Origin of the sequence: Streptomyces bottropensis ATCC 25435, assembly GCF_000383595.1 — a bacterium.
In the GTDB taxonomy this organism is placed as follows: Bacteria; Actinomycetota; Actinomycetes; order Streptomycetales; family Streptomycetaceae; genus Streptomyces; species Streptomyces bottropensis.
In genome coordinates, this window is record NZ_KB911581.1 from 4,351,646 (window position 1) to 4,374,753 (window position 23,108).

The 23,108-nt window shown below is 73.2% G+C and carries 20 protein-coding genes and 1 pseudogene; 9 read left to right on the plus strand and 12 right to left on the minus strand.

Features of this window, described 5'->3' with window-relative positions; all coding sequences use genetic code 11:
* Positions 1 to 5: 5 nt before the first annotated feature.
* A complete protein-coding gene (locus tag STRBO_RS0119175; protein WP_005474805.1) occupies positions 6 to 773 on the minus strand; it encodes a hypothetical protein in 768 nt (255 codons plus the stop codon).
* Between the two features lie 3 nt (positions 774 to 776).
* Positions 777 to 1,826 (minus strand): LacI family DNA-binding transcriptional regulator, encoded by a 1,050-nt coding sequence (locus tag STRBO_RS0119180; protein ID WP_005474803.1) that lies wholly within the window; start codon positions 1,824 to 1,826, stop codon positions 777 to 779.
* 252 nt (positions 1,827 to 2,078) lie between these two features.
* Between STRBO_RS0119180 and STRBO_RS0119185 the strand changes: the two genes are divergently transcribed.
* From STRBO_RS0119185 to STRBO_RS45445, 3 genes are all read left to right on the plus strand, one after another.
* A complete protein-coding gene (locus STRBO_RS0119185; RefSeq protein WP_005474801.1) occupies positions 2,079 to 3,035 on the plus strand; it encodes an ROK family protein in 957 nt (318 codons plus the stop codon).
* Between the two features lie 80 nt (positions 3,036 to 3,115).
* The gene (locus tag STRBO_RS0119190) at positions 3,116 to 3,361 is read left to right on the plus strand and encodes a hypothetical protein (RefSeq protein ID WP_005474799.1); all 246 of its coding nucleotides are present in this window, start codon (positions 3,116 to 3,118) and stop codon (positions 3,359 to 3,361) included.
* Positions 3,362 to 3,538: 177 nt separating this feature from the next.
* Positions 3,539 to 4,576, plus strand: a complete 1,038-nt coding sequence (locus STRBO_RS45445) for an NUDIX hydrolase (RefSeq protein ID WP_005474798.1) — start codon at positions 3,539 to 3,541, stop codon at positions 4,574 to 4,576.
* An 84-nt stretch (positions 4,577 to 4,660) separates the two neighbouring features.
* Here the strand turns inward: STRBO_RS45445 and STRBO_RS0119200 are convergent, their stop codons facing one another.
* Positions 4,661 to 6,016 carry a dipeptidase gene (locus STRBO_RS0119200; RefSeq protein ID WP_005474797.1) on the minus strand — a complete coding sequence of 452 codons (1,356 nt, stop codon included), beginning with the start codon at positions 6,014 to 6,016 and terminating at the stop codon, positions 4,661 to 4,663.
* Positions 6,017 to 6,198: 182 nt separating this feature from the next.
* Between STRBO_RS0119200 and STRBO_RS0119205 the strand changes: the two genes are divergently transcribed.
* Positions 6,199 to 7,404, plus strand: a complete 1,206-nt coding sequence (locus tag STRBO_RS0119205; protein ID WP_005474796.1) for a geranylgeranyl reductase family protein — start codon at positions 6,199 to 6,201, stop codon at positions 7,402 to 7,404.
* Between the two features lie 51 nt (positions 7,405 to 7,455).
* Here the strand turns inward: STRBO_RS0119205 and STRBO_RS0119210 are convergent, their stop codons facing one another.
* Positions 7,456 to 7,908: a nitroreductase family deazaflavin-dependent oxidoreductase gene (locus tag STRBO_RS0119210; protein ID WP_005474795.1), complete on the minus strand. Its 453-nt coding sequence runs from the start codon at positions 7,906 to 7,908 to the stop codon at positions 7,456 to 7,458.
* 184 nt (positions 7,909 to 8,092) lie between these two features.
* On the opposite strand from STRBO_RS0119210, the gene STRBO_RS0119215 reads away from it, so the two are divergent.
* Both STRBO_RS0119215 and STRBO_RS40250 read left to right on the plus strand, forming a co-directional pair.
* A complete protein-coding gene (locus STRBO_RS0119215; protein WP_005474794.1) occupies positions 8,093 to 8,806 on the plus strand; it encodes a TetR/AcrR family transcriptional regulator in 714 nt (237 codons plus the stop codon).
* A gap of 130 nt (positions 8,807 to 8,936) precedes the next feature.
* A pseudogene (locus STRBO_RS40250) lies at positions 8,937 to 9,401 on the plus strand (LuxR C-terminal-related transcriptional regulator); the annotation flags it as partial.
* On the opposite strand, the gene STRBO_RS0119225 reads toward STRBO_RS40250, so the two are convergent.
* From STRBO_RS0119225 to STRBO_RS0119245, 5 genes are all read right to left on the minus strand, one after another.
* Positions 9,362 to 9,685 (minus strand): DUF6332 family protein, encoded by a 324-nt coding sequence (locus STRBO_RS0119225; protein WP_005474792.1) that lies wholly within the window; start codon positions 9,683 to 9,685, stop codon positions 9,362 to 9,364. The pseudogene STRBO_RS40250 and the gene STRBO_RS0119225 overlap by 40 nt on opposite strands.
* A gap of 63 nt (positions 9,686 to 9,748) precedes the next feature.
* Positions 9,749 to 10,489 carry a maleylpyruvate isomerase family mycothiol-dependent enzyme gene (locus tag STRBO_RS0119230; protein WP_005474790.1) on the minus strand — a complete coding sequence of 247 codons (741 nt, stop codon included), beginning with the start codon at positions 10,487 to 10,489 and terminating at the stop codon, positions 9,749 to 9,751.
* Positions 10,490 to 10,605: 116 nt separating this feature from the next.
* Complete coding sequence (tgmB, locus tag STRBO_RS0119235; protein WP_005474788.1) at positions 10,606 to 11,589, minus strand: ATP-grasp ribosomal peptide maturase; 984 nt, start codon at positions 11,587 to 11,589, stop codon at positions 10,606 to 10,608.
* A gap of 16 nt (positions 11,590 to 11,605) precedes the next feature.
* Positions 11,606 to 11,797, minus strand: a complete 192-nt coding sequence (tgmA, locus tag STRBO_RS0119240; RefSeq protein ID WP_005474786.1) for a putative ATP-grasp-modified RiPP — start codon at positions 11,795 to 11,797, stop codon at positions 11,606 to 11,608.
* Between the two features lie 179 nt (positions 11,798 to 11,976).
* A complete protein-coding gene (locus tag STRBO_RS0119245) occupies positions 11,977 to 13,191 on the minus strand; it encodes an MFS transporter (protein ID WP_005474784.1) in 1,215 nt (404 codons plus the stop codon).
* A gap of 678 nt (positions 13,192 to 13,869) precedes the next feature.
* Between STRBO_RS0119245 and STRBO_RS0119250 the strand changes: the two genes are divergently transcribed.
* Positions 13,870 to 14,973: an LLM class flavin-dependent oxidoreductase gene (locus STRBO_RS0119250; RefSeq protein ID WP_020114620.1), complete on the plus strand. Its 1,104-nt coding sequence runs from the start codon at positions 13,870 to 13,872 to the stop codon at positions 14,971 to 14,973.
* A gap of 42 nt (positions 14,974 to 15,015) precedes the next feature.
* Positions 15,016 to 16,371, plus strand: coding sequence for an NtaA/DmoA family FMN-dependent monooxygenase (locus tag STRBO_RS0119255; RefSeq protein WP_005474779.1), 1,356 nt, complete (start codon positions 15,016 to 15,018; stop codon positions 16,369 to 16,371).
* 351 nt (positions 16,372 to 16,722) lie between these two features.
* On the opposite strand, the gene STRBO_RS0119260 is transcribed toward STRBO_RS0119255, so the two are convergent.
* On the minus strand, positions 16,723 to 18,984 hold the full coding sequence (locus tag STRBO_RS0119260) for a heavy metal translocating P-type ATPase (protein ID WP_020114621.1): 2,262 nt from the start codon (positions 18,982 to 18,984) through the stop codon (positions 16,723 to 16,725).
* Positions 18,985 to 19,160: 176 nt separating this feature from the next.
* Between STRBO_RS0119260 and STRBO_RS0119265 the strand changes: the two genes are divergently transcribed.
* Positions 19,161 to 20,156 carry a hypothetical protein gene (locus STRBO_RS0119265; protein ID WP_005474772.1) on the plus strand — a complete coding sequence of 332 codons (996 nt, stop codon included), beginning with the start codon at positions 19,161 to 19,163 and terminating at the stop codon, positions 20,154 to 20,156.
* Between the two features lie 33 nt (positions 20,157 to 20,189).
* Here STRBO_RS0119265 and STRBO_RS0119270 read toward each other — a convergent pair whose 3' ends face one another.
* Both STRBO_RS0119270 and STRBO_RS0119275 read right to left on the minus strand, forming a co-directional pair.
* Positions 20,190 to 21,692 (minus strand): amidase, encoded by a 1,503-nt coding sequence (locus STRBO_RS0119270; RefSeq protein WP_005474770.1) that lies wholly within the window; start codon positions 21,690 to 21,692, stop codon positions 20,190 to 20,192.
* Positions 21,689 to 23,026 (minus strand): Nramp family divalent metal transporter, encoded by a 1,338-nt coding sequence (locus STRBO_RS0119275; RefSeq protein ID WP_020114622.1) that lies wholly within the window; start codon positions 23,024 to 23,026, stop codon positions 21,689 to 21,691. The genes STRBO_RS0119270 and STRBO_RS0119275 overlap by 4 nt, the downstream gene beginning before the upstream one ends.
* Positions 23,027 to 23,108 lie beyond the last annotated feature (82 nt).

The following is a 23,108-nucleotide window of genomic DNA, read 5'->3' on the forward strand; positions in this document are numbered from 1 at the left end:
CACTCCTACGCCCCCGGGTGCGGCCGTACGTACGATTCCAGGCCCGACACCGTCGTCCACCCGTGCTCGGCGAACAGCTCCCTGCCTCGGACGCACCGGCCCCGGTCGCCGCGCGCCAGGGCGCAGAACTCGTCCGGGGTGGTGCCGAACAGTGCGCGCAACTCGGCCGAGGCGGCCAGGAGTTCGCCGATGAGCGGACGCTGCCGGCCCGGGTGGGGACGCGGGCCGGGGCCGCCGTCGCGCAGGACGCCCCACCGGTTGACGTAGATCCAGGCGTGGTCGAGGGCCTCGCCCGACTCCAGCTCGACGCGGAAGTCGGAGGCGGGCAGGAGGGCCCGGCGGAAGTTGCCGGTCGGTGAGTCGGCGCCCTCGCTCGCGTCGACCACGGCGAGCTGCGCCTCGTCGAGCCAGGTGAGGAACAGGTCGGCGGTCGAGCCGGGGGAGTGGAACGGCGACGCGGAGACATAGCCGAGGAGGCTGACATGGGCGGAGACGCCGATCCCGATGTCCGTGACCCTGGCCCTGACCATCGGGATCCGGCACCGCACACCGTGTTCCGCCATCTTGTGGACCAGCTGCGCGGGGCAGGCGTTGGAGCCGACCGAGAGGACGGGCACCCGGTCCTCGAAGACGAGCGTGTCCAGCGGCAGCATCCGGCTGCCGTCCAGCAGTCCCGACGTGGCGGGCCACGCGCCCGGGTAGCTCAGCGGGTCCTCGCGGGGCGCCACGGCGAGGCCGAGCGCTTCGAGGTCACGGGCGTCGGAAGTGGTCAACGCTCAGTCCGAGGGCGGGAGTTCGCCTGAACCACGGGCGATCAGCCTGGTCGGCAGCTCGATGCGTTCCGGAGCGAGAAGAGAGCCGTCCAGCTGCCGGAAAAGGCGCTCGGCGGCGGTGCGGCCCAGTCGGGCGGGGTCCTGGGCGACGACCGTGATGCCCGGCCGGAGCAGATCGGCCAGCTCGAAGTCGTCGAAGCCGACGAGGGCGACCGGACGCGCGTGCTCGGCGAGAACCCGTACGACCGTCACCGTCACCCGGTTGTTGCCCGCGAAGACCGCCGTGACGGGCGACGGGCCGGACAGCATCTCCTCGGCCGCCCCGCGCACCCGCTCCGGATCGGTGACGCCCAGCGACGTCCACCCGTGCTCCATCCGTATGCCCGCGTCCTCCATGGCCGCCCGGTAGCCGCGCAGCCGCTCGGCGGCGGTGTGGATCCGGGGCATGTCGCCGATGAAGCCGATCCGGCGGTGGCCGTGGGCGATCAGGTGGGCGACGCCGTCACGGGCGCCGCCGAAGCTGTCCGACAGCACGACGTCGGCGTCGATCCGCCCGGCCGGACGGTCCACGAACACCGTGGCGACGCCCGCCCTGATCTCGGGCTCCAGATACCGGTGGTCGTCACCGGCCGGAATGATCACGAGCCCATCGACGCGACGGGCGCACAGCGCCAGCGCCAGCTCCTGCTCACGGTCCGGGTCCTCGGCGCTCGACCCGTTGATCAGCAGCGAGCCGTGGGCGCGGGAGACCTCCTCCACCGCCCGGCTGAGGGGACCGTAGAACGGGTCGGCGAGGTCCTCCAGCACCAGGCCGATGCTGGCCGTACGGCCCTTGCGCAGCACCCGGGCGCTGTCGTTGCGCCGGAAGCCGAGTGCCTCGATCGCCTCCTGGACGCGGCGCTCGGTGTCCGGGGTGACGCCCGGCTCGCCGTTCACCACCCGGGAGACCGTCTTCAGACCCACTCCGGCCCGGGCCGCGACGTCCTTCATCGTGGGACGGTTGCCGTAGCGGTTCTCGGGGCGGCGGGCGATGCCGTTGGCGGTCTCGGGCACGGTGCGCGGTCCTGTCCTGTCGTCCACGGGTGTGGTCGGTGGTGCCGTGTCGGAATTGTGCGGCTGTTGAGGATGTGGCGACGAGCATAGGGCCTGGACAACGTTGTCATGCCCAGGGGAGACTGTCTATCGCATTCTCTGGCCGGCGCCCCCCACCAGGCGAGCGTCGTGCTGCCGGATTTCCGGCCGGAGATCCGGGCGTCGCTCTGTCGGGCACCCGGTAGGAGACTCGCAGCGGGAGAACTGACACTGATGCAGACCGACCTCGTGGCCGCGCTCGACATCGGCGGCACCAAGATCGCCGGGGCGCTGGTGGACGGCCGCGGCAGGATCGTGGTCCGCGCCCAGCGCCCGACGCCCGCGCGAGAGGACGCGGACACCGTCATGCGGGCCGTCGAGGCCGTGCTCGGCGAATTGACGGCCGCGCCGCAGTGGAGCGGGGCGGCGGCCGTCGGGATCGGCAGCGCGGGGCCCGTGGACGCCTCGGCCGGCACGGTCAGCCCCGTGAACATCCACGGCTGGCGCGGCTTCCCCCTCGTCGAGCGGGTCCGGGCGGCGACCGGCGGGCTGCCCGTCGAGCTGATCGGCGACGGTGTGGCCATCACGGCGGCCGAGCACTGGCAGGGCGCGGCGCGCGGCCACGACAACGCGCTGTGCATGGTCGTGTCGACGGGCGTCGGCGGCGGTCTCGTCCTCGGCGGGAAACTGCACGCGGGCCCCACCGGCAACGCCGGCCACATCGGGCACATCAGCGTCGACCTCGACGGCGACGCCTGCCCGTGCGGCGCCCGCGGCTGCGTCGAGCGCATCGCGAGCGGGCCCAACATCGCCCGCCGCGCCGTGGAACACGGCTGGCGGCCCGGTCCCGACGGGGACACCTCGGCCGCGGCGGTCGCCGCCGCCGCGCAGGCCGGCGACCCGGTCGCGGTGGCCTCGTTCGAACGCGCCGCACAGGCCCTCGCGGCGGGAATCGCCGCCACCGCCACCCTGGTGGAGATCGACATCGCCGTCATCGGCGGCGGCGTCGCGAACGCCGGCGACGTCCTCCTCGCCCCCCTCCGCACCGCCCTGAAGGACTACGCCACCCTGTCCTTCGTCCAGCACCTCACCGTCGCCCCCGCCGTGATGGGCACGGACGCGGGCCTCGTCGGGGCCGCCGCGGCGGCGCTGGCCGGCCGGACGGGCACCCGGGTGGCCGGGGTGGCCTGACCCTCACGCCGACCGTGGACGGGGCCGGATCGCGGGAAATCGGCCGTGACCCCACGGGGCGTTCCGCAGTTGAGCAGGGCATGAAGAAGCGCAGCATGCTCGCCATCGCCTCCCTCGCCACCGGTTTCGTCGTCGCGGCCATCACGCCGTCGCACGGTCTCGAAGCCGCCGACGCCCTCGGGAAGACGGACGGTCTGAGCAAACTGGACGTCGAGGGCACCCTCGGCAAGGTCGGCAAGACGGTCTCCAGCGAGAGCCTGGCGGTCGACGAGGACGCCCTGGGCGGCCTGGCGGACCAGAAGGGCACGGGCGGCAAGGAAGGCTGACGGCCTTGTAGAGCACGAGGGAGGGCGGCCGTCCTCCCCGTCTCTCCTTCGCGTCTCAGGCGGCGGGTCCCCGTTCGGCGGGACCCGCCGTCGTCGTATTTCGGCTCCTCGTCAGCGGCTGGTTTCCGTGGCGGGGTGGAGGGCAAGCCTCAGGGGGTCAACAGAAGAGGGGGAACCGTGATCGTCTGGATCAACGGTGCGTTCGGTGCGGGGAAGACCACCACCGCACGGGAACTGATCGAACTGATCCCGAACAGCACGCTCTTCGACCCCGAGGTCATCGGCGGCGCACTGACGCACATGCTGCCGGCAAAACGCCTCGCCGAGGTCGGCGACTTCCAGGATCTGCTCAGCTGGCGACGGCTCGTGGTCGACACCGCCGCCGCCCTCCTCGCCGAGCTGGGCGGCACCCTCGTGGTCCCCATGACCCTGCTACGCCAGGAGTACCGCGACGAGATCTTCGGCGGTCTCGCCGCCCGCCGCATCGCCGTACGGCATCTGCTCCTGGCCCCGGCCGAAACGATACTGCGCGAGCGAATAGCCGGGCGGGAGATACCGCCCGACCTCCCCGACGGCGAGATGCGGCTGCGCCAATGGGCGTACGACCACATCGCGCCCTACCGCGCGGCACTGGGCGGCTGGCTCACCGCGGACGCCCACCTCGTCGACACCGGCGCCCTCACCCCGTACGAGACCGCGCGGCGCATCGCCGACGCCGTGGCCGCTGACGACGTACCCGCGTGCGACATCGTGCAGACCCCCGAGCCGACCGCCGAGACGGTCGCCGCGGGGGTCCTGCTGTTCGACGAGCACGACCGGGTCCTGCTGGTCGACCCGACCTACAAGGCCGGCTGGGAGTTCCCCGGCGGTGTCGTGGAGTCCGGGGAGGCGCCGGCGCGGGCGGGTGTGCGTGAGGTCCTGGAGGAGACCGGGATACGGCTGGAGGAGGTGCCCCGGCTGCTGGTGGTGGACTGGGAGACGCCCAGGCCGCCCGGATACGGCGGACTGCGGTTGCTGTTCGACGGGGGCCGCCTCGACGTCGGCGGCGCGCAGCGGCCGGTGCTGCCCGGCACCGAGCTGCGCGGCTGGCGGTTCGTGACCGAGGAGGAAGCCGCGGATCTGCTGCCGCCCGTCCGGTACGAGCGGCTGCGCTGGGCGCTGCGGGCGCGCGAGCGGGGCGCCGCGCTGTACCTGGAGGCCGGCGTACCCGTGTGAGGATGCGCCGCTGTCCGGGTCGTCGCGCGGGGGACTCCGCGCCCCCGAAGGGCGCGGAGCCGCACCGGCGCCGGATCCCGCCGCTCAGTTCGCCGCGTAGTTGCGCAGGAACAGCGCCTCCGTCACGGCCATGCGCTCCAGCTCCTCGGGGGACACGCTCTCGTCGACCGCGTGGATCCGGGCCTCGGGCTCGCTGAGGCCGATGAGGAGGATCTCGGCGTCGGGGTAGAGGCCGGCGAGGGTGTTGCACAGGGGGATGGAGCCGCCGTGGCCCGCGTACTGAATCTCCTGGCCCGGATAGGCCTCGGCCATGGCCGAGGCCATCGCCTCGTACGCCGGGCTGGTGGTGTCGGCGCGGAACGGCTGACCGTGACCGATCGGTTCGCAGGTCACACGGGCGCCCCACGGGGTGTGCGCCACCAGATGTGCTTCGAGCAGCTTGATCGCCTGCCCGACGTCCACGCCCGGCGGGACGCGCAGACCGATCAGGGCGCGGGCGCTCGCCTGGATGGACGGGGTCGCGCCGACCACCGGCGGTACGTCGATGCCGAGCACGGTGGCGGACGGGCGCGCCCAGATGCGGTCGGCGACCGAACCGGTGCCGACCAGTCGCACGCCGTCGAGCACCCGCGCGTCCTCGCGGAACCGCTCCTCGGGGTACCGCAGTCCGTCCCACGTCCCCTCGCCCGCGAGGCCGTCGACGGTCGTGGTGCCGTCCTCGGCGCGCAGCGAGTCGAGGACGCGGATCAGGGCGGCGAGTGCGTCGGGGGCCGCGCCGCCGAACTGGCCCGAGTGCAGGTTGCCTTCGAGGGCGTCGATCCGCACCCGCATCGCGATCATGCCGCGCAGGGAGGTGGTCACCGTCGGCAGCCCGACGCGGAAGTTGCCCGCGTCGCCGATGACGACGGTGTCGGCGGCGAGCAGTTCGGGGTGGGCCTCGGCGTACTGCTGGAGCCCGCCCGTGCCCATCTCCTCGGAGCCCTCGGCGATCACCTTGACGTGGACCGGCACTCCACCGTTGGCCTTCAGGGCCCGCAGCGCGAGCAGGTGCATGATCACACCGCCCTTGCAGTCGGCGGCGCCCCGCCCGTACCAGCGGCCGTCGCGCTCGGTCAGCTCGAACGGCGGGGACTGCCAGGCGGCCTCGTCCAGCGGCGGCTGGACGTCGTAGTGGGCGTAGAGCAGCACGGTCTTCGCACCCTCGGGCCCCGGCAAGTAGCCGTACACGGACTGGGTGCCGTCGGGGGTGTCGAGCAGGGCGACATCCTGGAAGCCCTCGGCGCGCAGCGCGTCGGCGACCCAGTTCGCGGCGCCCTCGCTCTCGCCGCGCGGGTACTGGTCGAAGTCCGCCACCGACTTGAAGGCCACCAGTTCGGTGAGCTCCTCCTTCGCCCGGGGTATCAGCGAGGCGACGGTCTCGGCGACCGGGTTCGACGGCATGGGCACGCTCCTCGTGGGTGCGACGTTGTCCTGGTGGGCATGTGGCTGCGTACGCGCTTGCCCGGAGTGTCGGTGTAGGGCGCACGCGCTGCCGATCCTCCCACAGCGGTCCACGGCGTCACCCGCCGTAGGATGCGTGGGACAGGTGCGGCAGGCGGCTGGATCGGGAGCAGTAGACCATCGTGAGCAGCGAGAACTCTTCGGCGGACGACGTGCAGCGGGTGTGGGACGTCGTCGTGGTGGGCGCGGGCCCCGCGGGGGCTTCGGCCGCCTACGCGGCGGCGGTCGCGGGGCGCAGCGTCCTGTTGCTGGAGAAGGCGGAGCTGCCGCGGTACAAGACGTGCGGCGGCGGCATCATCGGCCCCTCGCGCGACGCGCTGCCGCCCGGTTTCGAGCTTCCCCTGAAAGACCGGGTGCACGCGGTCACCTTCTCCCTCGACGGACGGTACGCCCGGACGCGCAAGTCCAAGCAGATGCTGTTCGGCCTGATCAACCGGCCCGAGTTCGACCAGCAACTGGTCGAGCACGCCCAGAAGGCGGGCGCCGAACTGCGTACGGGCGTCACGGTCACCCGGGTCGAGCAGCACGGCTCGACCGTCCCGGACCGGCGGACGGTCGCCGTCGTGCTGCAGGGCGGCGAGACGCTGTTCGCGCGGGCCGTCGTCGGGGCGGACGGCAGCGCCAGCCGCATAGGGGCGCATGTCGGGGTCAAGCTCGAACAGGTCGACCTCGGCCTGGAGGCGGAGATCCCCGTTCCGGAGACCGTCGCGGAGGACTGGAAGGGGCGCGTCCTCATCGACTGGGGCCCGATGCCCGGCAGTTACGGGTGGGTCTTCCCCAAGGGCGACACCCTGACCGTGGGCGTGATCTCCGCGCGCGGTGAGGGCGCGGCCACCAAGCGGTATCTGGAGGACTTCATCGGGCGGCTCGGCCTCGCCGGCTTCGAACCGAGCGTCTCCTCCGGGCACCTGACGCGCTGCCGTGCCGACGACTCGCCGCTGTCGCGGGGGCGGGTGCTGGTCTGCGGGGACGCGGCCGGGCTGCTGGAGCCGTGGACGCGGGAGGGCATCTCCTTCGCGCTGCGTTCGGGACGGCTCGCGGGGGAGTGGGCGGTACGGATCGCCGAGGCGCACGACGCGGTCGACACCCGCCGCCAGGCCCTCAACTACGCGTTCGCCGTGAAGGCGGGGCTCGGCGTCGAGATGAGCGTCGGCAAGCGGCTGCTGGTCGCCTTCGAGCGGCGGCCCGGTCTCTTCCACGCCGCGCTGACCGGGTTCCGGCCCGCCTGGCGGGCCTTCGTCGACATCACCCGCGGGTCGACCTCCCTGGGCGAGATCGTCCGTAACCGCCCGATCGCCCAGCGCGCGCTGACGGCGTTCGACAAGTAGGGCCGTGGGCCGGTGCGGCGGCCCACGCCGGGCCGCCGGCACCCCGCCCGGTCACCGCTGGACGGTGATCCGGAAGACGGGGTGCTTCGGCGCGGCGGCCAGCAGTTCCTCGTCGGTGGAGTCGGCGCTGACGCCGTCGAAGAACCGGCCCACCTCCCAGCCCCACTTCTTCAGGTAGGTGCGCAGGACGACGGGCTTCTCCTCGTCGGGCAGCTCGACCGCCGTGAACTCCTGTGTCCGGCGGCCCACCTGGAGCCGTCCGCCGCCGGCCGCCCGCATGTTGCGCACCCATTCGGAGTGGCCGCGCGCCGAGACCAGGTAGGGGCCGCCCTCGTACGGCAACGGGTTGACCGGGAGCCGGCGCCACTCGCCGCTCTTACGACCGCGCACGGAGAGTTCGGCGGTGCCGAGGAGGCTGACGCCGCGGCGGGCGAGCCAGCCGACGAAGCCGTTGAGCGCGCGGTCGAAAGGGTTGGTCCGGATGTAGTGGGTCGACGGCGGCATGGGGTCCTCCCGTGTTGTGGAGAGCACTGCTCTCGCTTGAGAGCAGTGTGCACGAGATCGGTGCTCCAAAGCAAGAGCGGTGCTCTCGTTTGTGTCGCTCGCTCTAGTCCGTGTGCGGTGATCCGTTGTGAGAGCGGTGCTCCAAAACGTGTGCAGTGCTCTGCCCTGTGGCACACTGCCTCACATGAGCACAGCACGAGGAGCCCGCGCCCGCGCCCGGATCGAGGTCACTGCCGCCATCAAGGACGAGGCGCGCAGACAGCTCGCCGCCGAGGGCGCCGCCAAGCTGTCGCTGCGCGCGGTGGCGCGGGAACTCGGCATGGTCTCCTCCGCGCTGTACCGCTACTTCCCGAGCCGCGACGAGCTGCTCACCTCGCTGATCATCGACGCGTTCGACTCCTTGGGCGAGGCCGCCGAGGCCGCGCACGCGCGGGCCGCCGCCGAGAGCCCGGCGGGGCAGTGGGTCGCGGTGTGCGAGGGGGTGCGGAAGTGGGCGCTGGCACGGCCGCACGAGTACGCGTTGATCTTCGGTTCGCCCGTGCCCGGCTACAAGGCGCCCGACGCGACGCTGCCGGCCGCCTCCCGGCTCGGGCAGTTGCTGATCCGGATCGTGCGGGACGCCTTTCGGTCCAAGGGCGTGGCCCAGTGGAAGCTGCCCGCCGAGCTGCGGCCCGAGGCGCGGCGGATCGCCGAGGAGTTCGCGCCCGACCTGCCGCCGGAGGTGATCACGGTGCTGGTCGGGGCGTGGGCGCAGCTGTTCGGGCTGATCAGCTTCGAGGTGTTCGGGCAGTTCAACCGGGTGGTCGAGGACCGGGAGGTGTTCTTCCGGCACGCGGCGGGCCAACTCGCCCACCACGTAGGCCTGGTGTTCCCGCAGTCCGAGGCGCCGGCGCGCTGACGCCCCGGCCCCGGCACTCGGGATCGCGGCGGGCGCGCCTGCGCGTCGAGCACGGCGGCGGAGACCTGCGGCCGCGGATCGACGACGACGGGCCCGCGACCGGCACCGACGTGGGTGGCGGCGGCAACTGACCCGGCGCATCACCGGCGACCCGGAACTCGCCCATGTCGGGGTCGTCATGCTGACCACCTTCGAGCTCGACGAGTACGTGTTCGTGGCGATCCGTTCCGGTGCGTCGGGTTTCCTCGTCAAGGACACCGAGCGGCGACGAACTCCTGCGCGCGGTACGGACGGTGGTGGAGGGGGACGCGCTGCTGTCGCCGGGGGTGACCCGGCGGCTGATCGCCGAGTTCGCGGCCCGTTCCAAGCGGCCGGCGGCCGCCGCCTCCCTCGCCGGACTCACCGAGCGGGAGGTGATGGCCCTGGTCGGCATGGCCTGACCGACGACGAGATCGCCCGGCCTCTGGTCGTCAGCCCGCTGACCGCCACGACGCGTGTGAGCCGGACGATGGTGAAGCTGGGCGCCCCCGACCGCGCCCAACTCGCGTTCCTGGCCTACGAGTCGGGGTTGGTGCGGCCGGGCTGGCTGGGCTGAGCGGGAAGTCGTGCGTCGAGGGGTCCGGCGGCCTGCCGGCGGCGTCGCGTGGCGTGCCGGAAGCGGGTCAGCACGATCGTGACGACCGCGACGAACACCACCACGCTCACCGTCAGCGCGAGGGGGCCGAGCAGGCTCCACCGGTCGCGCAGGGAGCCGAAGACATGTGGCAGGAACTCCGTCACGCCGAAGAAGGCCGCGCCCGCCAGCACCGCCCCCGCGCAGAACGCGAAGACCATCTCCGTGGTCATCGCGTCCCGTTCGGCCTGCGTCCGTCTCCCCATGAGCCGAGTGTGGGGGCGGCGGGCCCGGCGGACAAGGCGGCGGGCGCACCCGCCGGGCCGGGATCAGCCGATACCCGAGGTTTCCCGCCACAGCCGCGCGAGGGCGGGGTCTCCGGTGACGGCGGGGAGGTCGAGCCGGTTCCACAGGGACAGGTACAGGCGGGGCGCCGGGCCCGCGATCTCGCAGTCGGCGTCACCCGCCCCCGCCGCTTCCGCGCGCCGCGCCACGGGCGGCTCCGAGGACAGCCGTACGGTCCAGGCGGCGTCCGTGTCGGTGGCCCGCACCCGCAGGACGCGCGGCGCCGCGGTACGCGCCCGGCTTCTGCCGCCGGCGTGGAAGCCGAGCAGCAGTTCGTCGATGCCGTCCACGGCGAAGTCCACGGCGGGCAGGCCGAGTTCGCCGCCGAGCGCGGACTCGGCGTCGGCGCGGTGCACGGCGGTCTCGTGGGCCTGGCGGCGCGCCCAGAAGGCCCGCGGGGAGGGCGCGGGCAGAAAGCTCCAGCAGTCGGCGTCGGCGGGCGTGGTGCGCAGCGTCTCGACGAGGCGACGGTGCCCCTCCTCGAACCAGGTCAGCAGTAGGGCGCCGTCCAGCTCCGGGCCGTCGGTGAGGGGCCGGGGCGACGGGTGCCGGTCGACGAGGAACGCCGTGGCCCAGCGGTGCACGGCCCCCGTGTGGCGGACCAGGTCCCGCACCCGCCACTCGGGACAGGTCGGCACCTCGGCGTCCGTACCGGCCTTCCGGGCGGCCACGGCGAGCCGGCGGCCCTCTTCGTCCAGGGCTCTGATGTGTTCGGCGGTCTCCATGGGGCGAGTCTGCCGGACGGCGACGCGTGCGAGGCGCCCGCCCCGGCCGGGGCGGGCGCCTCGGTTCAGCTACGGGTCGGCCGGGATGGCAGGTCGTCCGGGACGCATCCGGAATGTCAGGGTGTCGCCCGGATCCGGTCGTCGCGGCGCGCTCCCGCCCCTGGTTCCTCCCGCGCCAGCCATTCGGCGACGCTGTGGGCGATCGGCTGGCCGGTGTCCATCTCCACGAACCCGAACTGGCCGGACTGGTTGCACTCCAGGAACCACCAGATCCCGTCCGCGTCCTCCGCGAAGTCGAAGGCCCCGTAGGCGAGTTCGGCGTCACGGAGGTAGGCGTGTACGGCCGTGGCGGTGCGCGCCGGGACCTCGACCGGCTGCCAGGGTGCGGCGGAGGGGGCGAAGCGGACGTCCACCTCGTCGGGGTGCGCGTCCGGGGCGACCGCCTTGCGGGCGGCCAGCATGCGGTCGCCGACGACGGTGAGCCGGATGTCGGCGGTCTTGGCGATCCGGCGCTGCAGCAGCGTCGGGCCGAACGCGACGGCGGTGAAGTCCGTGCCGGGCGCGACGCGGCTGGTGGGGACCGTACTGGCGGGCGCCTGCGGGTGGGTGCCGGAGACGGGCTTCACCACCAGGTCCGGGAAGCGTTCGGCGAAGTCGCGGGCGGCCTGCGGGAACGTGGTGATCAGCGTGGCCGGCACGGGGAGCCCGCAGCGCTGGGCGTGCCGGAGCTGCCACGGCTTGTGACGGGCCCTGCGGGCCGCGTCCGGGTCGTTCATCCAGCGGGCGCCCGTGCCGCGCAGCATGCCGTACAGGGCCTGCCTGGACTCCTCGGTGAGCCAGGGGGACGGCTCGGCGACCCCGGCGGCCGGAAGGCCGGGCCGGCGCAGCCAGATGGACCGCAGCCCGGTCATGCTCACCAGACGCCCTCCCGCGGACAGCTGCCCGTGGAACGAGCCGTGCACGTACTCGCCGGAGAGCGCCACCGCGCCGGGCAGGTCGGCGGGGTCGAGCCGGACCACCGGTACGCCGGTCCTGTTGAGGCGAGCCACGACCAGATCCGCCGTCACATCCTGTTCGCAGGTGAGGATCAATACCGTCATTGTCGCGAATCCGCGTTCAGTCGTCGAAATGGGTCTTCGATCCCGCCGTGGAGGTGGTCGCCCCCAATTCCCGCATCAAGCCCTGGTCATGTGCGGCTATCCGCCCGTCGGCGAGCACGTTCAACTGCAGCCCGGAGTCGTAGGTGTACGGAGCGCTGAACTCCAACTGCTCAGCGGTGCGAGCATAGTTGAGCACGAACAGTCGCATCGTTTCTCCTTGTTCGGGACCATCCGGAAAAGCGGATGGTGACGCTCCGGCCGCTCTCTGTTCGGCCGGGTCGCAGTGCCTCCAGGGAGTTATACGAATCGAACGACTGAATGGTTGCCTCATGTTCTCGAAGGGCTGACTTCATGCACCGCGCGGTGTCACGAGGCAACGGTGAGTGGTCATTTCGCGGCCGAGTGGCGGGTGTTGAACGCGATGGCGGAGGCGAACGCGGCGAGTACCGCGACGCTCGTGAGCGCGGCGGGCAGGGAGAACCATTCGGCCATGAAACCGATCGCGGGCGGGCCGAGGAGCATGCCGAGATACCCGAGGGTGGAGGCCGTGGCCACTCCGCCGGGCCCGGCCAGGGCGCCGGCGCGTTCGATGGCGACGGGGAAGATGTTGGCGAGGCCCAGACCGGTGACGGCGAAGCCGAGCAGGGTCGCCCACACGGAGGGTGCGAGGGAGCCGAGCAGCATGCCGGCCGTCGCGGTCGCGCCACCGGCCACGAGCACCGTGGTCCGGCCCAGGCGTTCCAGGAGGGTCGTCCCGGTGAGCCGGCCGATCGTCATGGCCAGCGCGAAACACGAGTAACCGATCGCCGCGACCCCGGGTGAGGCGTCCAGGTCCGCCTCCAGGTGCAGAGCGCCCCAGTCGGCCAGCGCCCCCTCGCCGTAGGCCGTGCACCCGGCGATCAGGCCGAGGACGACGACCGGGCCGCGCGTGCGGCGGTCGGGGCGGCCCGCGCCGGGTGAGTCGCGGGACTCGGCCGCGCGAACCTCCTGCCCGGGGGTGCGAGCCGGCGGCGCCGGGGGCGTGTGGCGCAGCAGGGTGGGCGCGGCGACGGCGGTGACCAGCAGACCGGCCACGGTGATGCCGAGCAGATGGCCGGTGGGCGACAGGGAGCCCGCGACCAGGCTGCCGAGCCCCGCCCCGAACATGCCGCCGAGACTGAACGCGGCGTGGAAACTGGGCATGACGGGTCGCCCCAGCGCGGCCACCAGATCCACGGCGGCGCTGTTGAAGGCGACGTTGATCCCGCCGAAGGCCGCGCCGAAGACCAGCAGTACCGCGCCCAGGGCGAGCGCCGAGTGGGTGAGCGGGGGCAGGGCCACGCTGAGGGACAGCAGGACGGCACAGGCGACCGTCACCGGGTGGCTGCCGAAGCGGCGGCAGAGCCGGCCGGTGAGCATCATCGTGATCACCGCTCCGGCGGACACACCGAGCAGTGCCAGCCCCAGCGCGCCGGGCGACGCGCCGGTCTGCTCCTTGATCGCGGGGATTCTGACCACCCAGCCGGCGAAGACGAAGCCGTCGAGGGCGAAGAAGGCGGTGATGGCGATGCGGAGGGTGCGAAGGTCGCGGAGGCGCGCGAGGTCGCTGTCGTGGCCCGGCACGGCACTGTGCGTTCGGGTTTTGTTTATTCGCGGCACAAAATGAGGCTAAGTGGGGGCCGGGGGCTGGGGCAAGGTGTGCCGGGTCGCGGCGCCCTGCCTGGGCTGGGGGAGGTCTCGGTCTCCCGACCGGGGCGCGGTGAGAGTGGGGGCGCGCCGGGAGGGAAGGCCGCACCGCCGTACGAACATGCGCACCAGTGCCAGTGCCAGTGCCAGTGCCAGTGCCAGTGCCAGTGCCAGTGCCGGCGCCCGCACTCCGGCGCGGTGAGCAGTGGAGGCGCGCCCCGGGCGGCGTGATCCGCCCGGCCGCGCGGGCCCGACGATCGTCGGCTCGGACGACCCCGGCCGCGGCGGGCCCACCGCGCTGCCTTGAGGGTCGACGCCCACGGCCGCCGTTCCGGCCTTCGTGTGCGCTCATTTCACATGCACGTACAACTAATGTCCTTGACACCTTCCCAGGCCGACGACATAGGTTGAAGCGGTAACCGCTGGACGGTTGGAGGCCCTGATGCACGTACGTGACGCGGCACCGCACGGTGCCGGCGCGGGTACGTGGCTGATCACCCGGCGGCATGTCGACTACTGCCGTACCGCCTCCGCCGTCTGTCCTTCCGCACGCGTCCGACCCCCGTCGGCCATCGGGCCGGCCGTCTCGTCGTGCCCTCGGAAGGAACACACCCCATGTCCGGCCCTGCCCTGCGCCTCGCCGTCGAACTCGACGGCGACGGCGCCCATCCCGCGGCCTGGCGCCGCGCCGCGCACTCTCCCGACCATCTGCTGACCCCGCGCCGGGTGGCCCGTGTCGCCGCCGCAGCGGAGAACGCCGGGTTCACCCTCCTCACGCTCGACGACGGGGCCCTCCCGCCCTCCGCCGCCCCCGACACGGTCGGCCGGATCGGCGCGGTGGAGCGGGCCGCGTTCATCGCCGCCTCGACGAGCGTCGTCGGTGTCGCGCCGGTCGTGGCCCTCACGTACGCCGAACCGTTCCACGTCTCCAGTCAGTTGGCGTCCCTCGACCACGTCTCCGTCGGGCGCGCCGGGTGGGTGGTCGGCGAGGAGACGCGACCCGAGGCGGCACGTGCCTGGGGCCGCCCCCTCGTCGACGGGGCCGCCGCCCGGGCCCGCGAGTCCCGTGACGGAGTCGAGGCGGTGCGCGCGCTGTGGGACTCGTGGGAGGACGACGCCGTCATCCGTTCCGTGGCCACCAGCCGGTATCTCGACCGTGACCGGCTCCACTACGTCGACTTCACCGGCGACACCTTCACGGTGAAGGGGCCGGCGATCGTGCCGCGTCCCCCGCAGGGGCAGGTCGTCGTGCTCGGCCACCCCGGCACGGTGCCCGCCGAGCAGCTCGACGTGGCCCTCGTGTCGGGCCGTGACCTCGCCGCCGTCGCGGCCGCCGCCCGAGCCGGGACGCCCCGGACCTTCGCCGAGATCGAGGTCGCCCTCGACACCGCGCACGCCACGGCCGAGGAACGCGTCGCCGACCTCGAACAGCACGCGCCCTGGGCCGATCGCGGACGGCTGCGCCACATCGGCTCCGCCGCCGGACTCGCCGCGCTGCTGGAGCGGCTGCGGGGCGTCGTGGACGGCGTACGGCTGCGTCCGCTGGTGCTGGACGAGGACCTGCCGGAGCTGTCCCGGCTGGTACTGCCGCATCTCTTCGAACGGCGGTACGCGGTCCGTCCGTTGTCCGGCGCATCCCTGCGCACCCACCTGGGCCTGGAGCGGCCCGCCAACCGCTACGCCACCACGGCGGCCCAGGTCGGGGAGGGGACCCGATGACCCGCACCGATCCGCTCGACGCCCCCCCGCCCCGACGCGCAGTTGCACCTCGGGGTCTTCTTCCAGGGCGTCAACCACTGGACCATCTGGTCCGACCCGGCCAGCGGCAGCCAGATGGACCCGGCCGGCATCCGGCAGGTGGCCCGGACCGCCGAACGGGGCCTGTTCGACGCCTTCTTCCTCGGGGAGGGGCTGCGGCTGCGCGAGGTCGACGGGAGGATCCACGATCTCGATGTCGCCGGGCGCCCGGACGCCATCACCCAGCTCGCCGCCCTGGCCGCCGTCACCGACCGGATCGGCCTGGTCTCCACCTCCAACACCACCTTCAACGAGGCCCCCGACCTCGCCCGTCGGCTGTCCGGCCTCGACCTGCTCTCCGAGGGCCGCGCCGGCTGGAACGTGGTGACCACCGACAACGCCTGGACCGGGGAGAACTTCCGCCGCGGCGGCTACCTCGACCACGCCGACCGGTACACGCGCGCCGAGGAGTTCCTCACCGTGGCCCGCGCCCTCTGGGACGGCTGGAAGGACGGTGCCGTCTCCGGGTCGCCCGGTGCCTCCGCCTGGGCGGCGCCCGGATCCGTCCGGCACGTACGCCACCGGGGGCCGCAGTTCGACGTGGACCTCGTGCCCACCCTGCCGCGCTCCCCGCAGGGCCACCCGGTGATCTTCCAGGCCGGCGACTCGGGTGAGGGCCGGGACTTCGCCGCCCGCAACGCCGATGTCATCTTCTCCGCGCACGGCGACGACCTCGACGACGCGCTGGCCTTCGCCGAGGACGTCCGACGCCGTCTGGCGGCCGTCGGCCGGCCCGGGGACGACCTGCGCATCCTCCCCGGTACGGAGATCATCATCGGGGCCACGCAGGAGGAGGCACAGGAGAGGAAGCGCTGGATCCGCCGTCAACAGGTCACCCCCGCCACCGCGTTGGGCATCGCGGGGCTCCTGTGGAACCGCGACCTGTCCGACCGCGACGCCGACGGGCCGCTGCCGAAGGAGGATCCGGTCATCGCCGAGAACGACGGTTCCTTCGGCGCCCGCCGCATCGCCGACCCGCGCAAGGCGGTCGCCGAGTGGCGCGAGAAGGCCGAGGCGGGCGGCTGGTCGCTGCGTGAGACCGTCATCGCCCTCGGCCCGCAGCGCGGTCACGTCGGCACTCCCTCGGGCCTCGCGGACCGGTTCGCCCACTGGGTACGGCACGGCGCGGTCGACGGTTTCAACGTCACGCCGTACCTGATCCCCGACGGCCTCGACGACATCGTCGACCTGCTCGTCCCCGAACTGCAGGAGCGCGGCGTCTACCGGACCGCGTACACGGGGACCACGCTGCGTGACCATCTGGGCCTGCGTGAACCTCTCACCCACCGCTCCACGACGGCCGGCCGGCGCGTGGGCTGATCCGCCCCGGGCGCCCGGCCGCGTCGAATCCTCATCGCCGCCATTCGCCGCCACGACGGAATGCGCGCGTCCGGAGAGGGAATGCGGGGGGCCGGGCCCCGGACGTGTGAAAGGAGCCGTGGGGAGAGGAGTCCGTGGGCAGAGGGTCCGCGGGCAAAGAAGTCCGTGGGCAAAGGACTCTCGTCCCCGCCCGGCCCTGTGCCGGGCGGCCGAACCATGAATTCGACACCATTTCCGCCACGTGCGGCGACATCCCGTCGAATCGCTATCCTTCTCGGCCGGTCATGGCCCTTTCGCTTGCGGTCGCCATGAGCCACGAGACAACTGACCTTATTCATAAGGCAGGTTGCCTCAGCCGGCCGCTCGGAACGTCCGCAGTCGCAGGGAGTTCCCCACGACGAAGACCGAGGAGAAGGCCATGGCGGCCCCGGCGATCATCGGGTTCAACAGGCCGGCCGCCGCGAGCGGCAGGGCGGCCACGTTGTAGGCGAAGGCCCAGAACAGGTTGGACCGGATGGTGCCGAGCGTGCGGCGGGCGAGGCGGATGGCGTCGGCCGCCGCGCGCAGATCGCCTCGTACGAGGGTCAGGTCGCCGGCCTCGATCGCGGCGTCGGTGCCCGTGCCCATCGCCAGCCCGAGGTCGGCCCGGGCGAGTGCGGCCGCGTCGTTGACGCCGTCGCCGACCATCGCCACCGAACGGCCCTGGGCCTGCAGGCGCTTGACGACGTCGACCTTGTCCTGCGGCAGCACCTCCGCGATCACGTCCTCGTCGGCGATACCGACCTCGCGGGCGACGGACTCGGCCACGGCCCGATTGTCGCCGGTCAGCAGGATCGGCGTGAGGCCGAGCGCGCGCAGCCGGGTGATCGCCTCCGCGCTGGTCTCCTTCACCGCGTCGGCGACTTCGAGGACCGCGCGGGCCTGGCCGTCCCAGGCGACCACGATGGCCGTACGCCCGGACGCCTCGGCCTGTGCCCGCGCCCGTGCCAGGCTGTCGGGCAGCTGCACGGCCCAGTCGGTGAGGAGCCGTTCGCGGCCGACGAGGACCGCGTGGCCGTCGACGATCCCTTGCACACCGAGGCCGGGGACGTTCGCGAAGTCCTCCGGCGTGGGCAGGGGGCCGATCCGGTCCAGCGCCGCCTCGGCGACGGCACGAGCCACCGGGTGCTCGGAGGCGTGTTCCAACGCGCCTGCCAGCCGCAGGACTTCGGCCTCCTCGGTGCCGTCGGCGGGGTGCACGGCCAGCAGGGTCATGCGGCCGGTGGTGACGGTGCCGGTCTTGTCGAGGACGACGGTGTCGACCGCGCGCGTGGACTCCAGCACCTCGGGCCCCTTGATCAGGATGCCCAGCTGGGCGCCGCGCCCGGTGCCGACCAGCAGCGCGGTCGGCGTGGCGAGCCCCAGGGCGCAGGGGCAGGCGATGATCAGTACGGCGACGGCGGCGGTGAACGCGGCCGTGAGCCCGGCTCCGTTGCCGAGCCAGAACCCGGCGGTGCCCAGGGCGAGGGCGATCACGACCGGTACGAAGACGGCGGAGATCCGGTCCGCGAGTCGCTGGGCCGAGGCCTTCCCGTTCTGCGCGTCCTCCACCAGCTTCGCCATCCGGGCCAGTTGGGTGTCGGCGCCGACCCGGCCGGCCTCGACGACGAGACGGCCGCCGGCGTTGACGGTGGCACCGGTGACCGGGTCGCCGGCCACGACCTCCACGGGCACGGACTCGCCGGTCAGCAGGGACGCGTCCACCGCGGACGAACCCTCGACGACCGTCCCGTCGGTGGCGATCTTCTCGCCGGGGCGCACGAGGAAGCGGTCGCCCACGGTCAACTCGGCGACCGGGACCGTCCGTTCGCCCCCGCCGGGCATGAGGACGGTGACGTCCTTCGCGCCCAGCTCCAGCAGGGCCCGCAGGGCCGCGCCGGCCTTCCGCTTGGAGCGGGCCTCGAAGTAGCGTCCGGCGAGGATGAAGGCGGTCACCCCGGCCGCGGCCTCCAGATAGATGCTCCCGGCGCCGTCACCCCGGACGATGGTCAGCTCGAAGGGGTGTGTCATGCCCGGCGTGCCCGCCGTCCCGAGGAACAGCGCCCACAGCGACCAGCTGAACGCGGCCAGGGTGCCGATGGAGATCAGGGTGTCCATGGTGGCGGCACCGTGCCGGGCGTTGGTCCACGCCGCGCGGTGGAAGGGCCACCCGGCGTACGTCACCACGGGGGCCGCGAGGGTCAGGGACAGCCACTGCCAGTACGCGAACTGCAGCGCGGGAACCATGGCCATCGCGATGACGGGGACGGCGAGGACCACCGCCGTGACCAGCCGCTGCCGGAGCGGCAGCAGCGCGTCGCCCTCCGCCTCCTCGGCGCTCCCGGGCTCGGCCCGCGCGGCCGGCGCGGGCTCCCGTGCCGTGTACCCCGTCGCCTCGACGGTGGCGATCAGGTCCCGTACCGAGACGTCGTCCGCGTAGCTGACCTTCGCCTTCTCGGTGGCGTAGTTGACCGTGGCCGTGACGCCGTCCATGCGGTTCAGCTTCTTCTCGACCCGGGCCGCGCAGGAGGCGCAGGTCATGCCGCCGATGGTGAGCTCCACCGCGGCGGCGGCCCCGGTCCTGGTGATGGTCATGGCTGCTCCTCGTACCGCGTGGGCGGCTTGTGGATCGTATACGGGGTGGGGGTATTCTGTGACCATCCCTGTATACCCCGGGAGGGTATCAACGGCAAGTTGCTCCCGTCGCTTGACTTGGTACCCCCCAGGGGTATCGTGAGCTGTGAGAAGACCCGCCCTCGAAGGAGACGTCCATGAACACCGGACTCAGGATCACCGCGTTCGCCGCCGCGCTGGCCGCCACGTTCGGCACCGCCTACGGCGTGGGCAGGGGTGTCGACCGTGTCGTCCCGGACGCCGCGGAGGAAGCCGGGAGCCATGAGAGCGCGCCCGGCCGCCACGGCGGTCACACCGAGCAGTCGCCCGGGCCCGGAAAGGGCGGGGGCGGCGACGCCCCGGCCGCGGCCGGCGGACTGCAGATCTCCGCGGGGGGCCACACCCTCGACCTGCGGACGCCCGGCGTCACCGCCGGGCAGCGCACCGACCTGCGGTTCGTCGTCCGGGACGAGGACGGCCGCGCCGTCACCGCCTACCAGCGCGAGCACGACAAGGAACTCCACCTCATCGTCGCCTCACGCGACCTGGTCACCTACCGCCATCTGCATCCCACCCGCGCGGCCGACGGCACCTGGAGCACCCCCGTCGACCTGCCGGAGGCGGGCGGCTACCGGGTGTTCGCCGACTTCACCCCGGCCGGCAAGGACGCCGAGAACCTCACGCTCGGCGCCGACCTCGCCGTCTCGGGCGTCTACAAGCCGCACAAGCTGCCCGCGCCGAGCGACACCGCCGAGGTCAACGGCTACGAGGTCGAGCTGGACGGCGGCCTGCGCCCGGGCGCCGCGAGCGAACTCAGGCTCAAGGTCTCCCGTGACGGCAGGCCCGTCACCGACCTTGAGCCCTACCTCGGCGCCTACGGCCACCTGGTCGCCCTGCGCTCCGGCGACCTCGCCTACCTGCATGTGCACCCGGGCGGCGAGCCCGGCGACGGCACCACCGCACCCGGCCCGGAGGTGTCCTTCACCGCCACCGCGCCGAGCGCCGGCGCCTACCGCCTGTTCCTCGACTTCAAGCACGAGGGAAAGGTCCACACGGCCGCGTTCACGGTCCGCACGGGCGCCGCTGACGCGCCCGAGGAGGCACCCGGGGAGACGCCCGAAAGCCCCGAAAGCCCGGCCGGCCACTCCCACTGAGCAGCGGTGACACCGGCCCCCGCCCGCTCGGACCTACACGCCGTCGCCCGTCACCACCGGCGGGCGCCGCTCCCCGACCCGTGTCACCCGCTCGAAGGCGTGCCCGGCCTTCAGGACGGACCAGTCCCGCCGGTGCGGGCCCACGATCTGCAACCCGACCGGCAGGCCCCGCGGGGTGAACCCGGCCGGGACGGACAGGGCGGGGCAGCCCGTGACCGAGATCAGGTACGCCGAGCGCATCCAGTCGAGATAGGTCTCCATGGGGGTGCCGTCGATCACCGTCGGGTAGGCCAGCTCGATGGCGAAGGGAGCGACCTGGCTGACCGGCAGCAACAGCAGGTCGTACCGCTCGAAGAACTCGCGGACCCGGTGGAAGAGGGCACCGTGCAGCGCCTGTGCCCGCCCGAGGTCGGGTCCGCCGAGCCTGCGGCCCTGCTCGATGTTCCAGATCACGTCCGGGGCCAGCCGGTCGCGGTGGGCGTCCAGCAGCGGCCCGTAGGAGAGTTCCACCTGCCAGGCCCGCTGGGCGAGGAACACCTCGTCGGCGCCGGTGAGGTCCGGGCAGGCCTCCTCGACGTCGCAGCCCAGGGCGGCGAACGTCTCCGCCGCCGGGCGCAGCGCCTCCCGTACCTCCGGGTCGACGGGCACCCGCCCGCCGAGATCGGGTGACCAGGCGACCCGCAACCCCTTGAGACCGCCGTCGAGTTGCCAGGCGAAGGTGGAACCGGGCGTCTGCAGGGAGCGCGGGTCGCGGGGATCGGGCCCGGCCAGCACCGACAGGGCCAGGGCGACGTCCGCCACGGTCCGGGCCATCGGCCCCTTCACCGACAACTGGCCCCACGGTGCCTTGTCCGGCCAGGACGGCACCCGGCCCGGCGACGGACGCAGCCCGACGACGTTGTTGAAGGAGGCGGGGTTGCGCAGCGAACCACCGGTGTCGCTGCCGTCGGCGAGGGGCTGCATCCCGCACGCCAGGGCGGCGCCCGCCCCGCCGCTGCTGCCGCCCGCGCTGCGGGAGAGGTCGTAGGGGTTGCGGGTGGCCCCGAACACGGGGTTGACGGTGTGCGAACCCAGGCCCAGTTCGGGGACGTTGGTCTTGCCGAGCGTGATCGCCCCCGCCTTCCGCAGCCGCTCGACGACCAAGTGGTCGCGGTCCGGCACCCGGTCGGCGAAGATCGGTGAACCCGACGTCGTCCGGATGCCGGCGGTGTCGTGCAGGTCCTTGTGTGCGACGGGCAGCCCGTGCAGCGGGCCGACCCGCTCCCCGGCGGCCATCCGGTCGTCCGCCTCGGCCGCCCGCTCCAGCGCCCGCTCCGCCACCAGCGTCACGATCGCGTTCACCGCCGGATTGACCGTCTCGATCCGTTCCAGATGTGCCGTCATCACCTCCCGCGCGGACAGCTCGCGGCGTGCCAGCGCGACGGAGATTTCGTACGCGGTCCGGAAGCACAGGTCGTCCGTCTCGTCCGCGTCGCCCGTGGGGTTCACGGGGTACTGCGTGGGGTGGTCGACGAGCTGGTTCACGAGGTGGTTCACGCCCCTCCCAGGGAGTCCTTGAGCTGGACGGCCGCGAGCACCCCGAAGAGCACGAAGGACCCGCCCAGCAGTACGTTCGAGGTGATCGGGTTGCGCAGCGCCGGCTCCACGCGGCGGCGGTTGAGCAGCACCAGCAGCGCGCCCGCGAGCAGCGGCAGGATCAGCGAGCCGACGGCGGCGTAGGTGAGCACCAGGGACACCGGTCGGCCCAGGAAGGTGACGGCGACCGCGGCGAGGGCGCAGTAGAGGAGGAAGGCACGGAACGGGCGGCCGTTCTGCGCGATGTGGGGTTCCGCCTCGGCGTCCGGGATGCCGCGCACCGCGCGCAGCGAGTCGGCGAGCAGGTAGCACAGGCCGTTGAAGCCGCCGACGAGCGCGCTCAGGGTCACCAGGAAGAACGTCCCCAGGAACAGCACCCGTGCCACCGACCCCAGATCGGCGCCGAGCGGGTCGGCGAGCGCGGCGAGACCGTCGCTGCCGGTGATGCTCTGGCCCGTCCCGTACAGCAGGCCCGTGCCCACCACCGTCGTGCACAGCACGAACAGCAGCGTCACGCCGTAGCTCAGGGCCGAGTCCGCCCGCACGAGCCGCAACCGGCTCCGGTCCGCCCAGCCCTTCTCGCGCACCCAGTAGCTGTACGAGGCGATCCCGGCCGTCCCGCCCACCCCGCCGACCAGCGCCAGCACCGTGACGACGTCACCCTCCGGCAGCCTCGGGCGCAGGGTGCCGAGCAGGCCGGGCAGGTCGTCGGCGGTGGCGAGCGTGGCCACCGCGAGGACGGCCATGCCGAGGAACTTGGCGAGCATGAAGACGCTCATCACCCGTTCGAACACCGTGTACCGCCCGGCGTACACGATCGCGGCCGCCGCCAGCGCGATCGTCACGCCGACGGGCCTGACCGGCAGTACGGGGAACAGCGTGGACAGCGCCAGGGACGCCACCGAGCTGAGCGCGGCCCCGTAGAGCAGGCCGATCACCAGGACGAACAGCAGGAACGCCGCCGGGAGCCAGCGGGCGGCCGACCTCAGGCTCCCGATCACCGTCTGCCCGGTCGCCAGATACAGCCGGCCCACCGCCTCGGTGAGCGCGTACTTCAGCACGACACCGATGACGATGGCCCACATCAGCGCCATCCCGTACCCGGCGGCGCCGGCGAGCGAGGTCACCATGTCGCCCGCGCCCACACTGGCGGCCGCCAGCACCAGGCCGGGTCCGAGGAGCGTCCACCGGCCGCGCCCGGTGCCGGCGGGCGGCGTCGGCACCGGCGCCGACGCGGTGGGGTCGGCGGCCGGGGAACGTGGGGGGCTGCCGGGAGTCGCGGTCACGTCGACCATCTCCGTACGTCGGGGAGTCACGGGAGTCGGGAGTCACGGGAGTGGAGAGTCACGGGAGTCGGGAGTCATGGGCTCGTGCGGG